Annotated in this window: 1 protein-coding gene and 1 pseudogene; both read right to left on the bottom strand. The window is 61.2% G+C overall.

What is annotated here, in order from left to right; all coding sequences use genetic code 11:
* Nucleotides 1–104: 104 nt before the first annotated feature.
* Nucleotides 105–413 carry a hypothetical protein gene (locus tag BM249_RS21020; RefSeq protein WP_143103841.1) on the bottom strand — a complete coding sequence of 103 codons (309 nt, stop codon included), beginning with the start codon at nucleotides 411–413 and terminating at the stop codon, nucleotides 105–107.
* Between the two features lie 26 nt (nucleotides 414–439).
* A pseudogene (locus tag BM249_RS21825) lies at nucleotides 440–1,670 on the bottom strand (hypothetical protein); the annotation flags it as partial.

The raw sequence follows: 1,670 nt of genomic DNA, 5'->3' as shown, positions 1-1,670 counted from the left end.
TCGAGGTCCCGAGGTCGAGCGGCCGAACGGGCGCGGCGGGCCGCAATCAGCGGTCCGGCACGGTCGGTTCCGGCGGTGGATGGTGGGGGTGGGTCGGCCTGAGCCTACGGGGCGGGCTGCGCCGGGGTGGCGTCCCGTTTGGTCAGGTTGGCCGTCTGCGTCTGGACGGACATAAGCCCTCCGTTCGCATGGAGCAGGCGGACATGCGTGAAGGGCGACGGGGACGGTTCCGAGAACAGCACGACGGCGACATCGCCGATGCCAAGTTCCGGAATCAGGCCGGATCGATTGGCGATCGACACGACATCGCCCGGCGCAAATGCCAAGCGCGAAGCCATGTCGGAGTAGTCATCAAGCAAGAATTTAGCAATTTCCTCGGGCGTATCGAGTGTCTTTTGCGAGGCGATTTTCACGGTGACCTTGGAAATATGCCCGTCTTTTAGGCGCGAGGTGTAACCGCCGCGAGGTGGATGTCGTTTATGACCACCTGCGAACCGGCCTGATTGCCGCTGTAAGTGTATCTGAATCGAGCCTGATGGTTTCCGGCCCCGAGATAGACAACAGCAAACCCGTAAAACTTCGCAGGGGCATTAGGGTTGTTGATCGTCGTGGCCTGCACCGCAAAGCCACCAAACAGAACAGGCGCAACCTGATTTCCGTCGATCAGCAGATCAATTGGCCCGACATTTGTTCCAGGACCCATGGATAGTGTGCCATATAGCGAAACTATCGTCGGGTAGCTCCCGTTTTCGACACTAATATTCGCAATCATGTTGGGGTCTAGGACGTTGTTTACCCCCCCCTGACCGGAGATCAATGTGTAGTTCGATGCGTCGAACCGAGCGGGAACACTGGCAACCCCCTGGGGAACGTTCGGAGACGTCAAAATCAGATTTGGGACCCTAAGCGTGTATCCGTCGAAAGACAGAAGAGGAACGCTTGAGCCGTTTGCGGTAATATAGAAAGCATTCGCGTCGACAACGTATCGGCTCGATCCGTCGTTTAACAGGTCGAGGTAGTATCCCGCTCCGTATGTCTGGCCGCCATACTGCGTCGCCAGAAGAGCCTGGAGACGCGCGGTCACCTCTCCCGGAGCCGATGTGACCTGCAAACTGAAACGACCCGCTGCAGTGCCGGCATTCGTCCGAGCCAGAACGTCCGTGATTTGTCCGGCGGTCGCGTTGTCACCGGCGATCCGCGCGCTCGTTTCTTGCGAGATCGTGGCCTCGTTCGTGCCGATCCGAGCCGTGGCGACTTCGATGCGGCTACTGAGGGCATCGTCGCGGCCAATGCTGGCGCTTTCGATGGCCGCCGTCGCGGCGCGGTCCACCCCTTGCTGCGCCACCACGCCCGTGACGCGCTCGGCAATCAGCCGATCCCCTTCCTGGCGCGTGTTCTGCTCGTCTATGATGGCCGCAGCGTTGGCCTGCCCCTGGAGGGTCGCCTCAATCGCTTTATCGAGAGCCCGAACCCCCTTATCGATCCGCGCCTGAACATCATCCACGAAGTCTTCGTATTCGAGTGGCGGCAGGGCCGCGTTCACCGTTGCGCGCGGAAGTGCGAGTTCGGCCAGGAAGTACGGGCCGGGCAGACCGGTCGCGCCGAAGGCCCTGGCCCGCAGCACCACGCGGGTCGGATCGACGGGGTTGAGGTCGATGGACCCGGTGATG

The sequence above is a fragment of the Methylobacterium gossipiicola genome (assembly GCF_900113485.1).
Taxonomy (GTDB): Bacteria; Pseudomonadota; Alphaproteobacteria; order Rhizobiales; family Beijerinckiaceae; genus Methylobacterium; species Methylobacterium gossipiicola.
The sequence above is the reverse complement of the archived record's forward strand: the minus strand, read 5'-3'. Positions and strand labels throughout refer to the sequence as shown.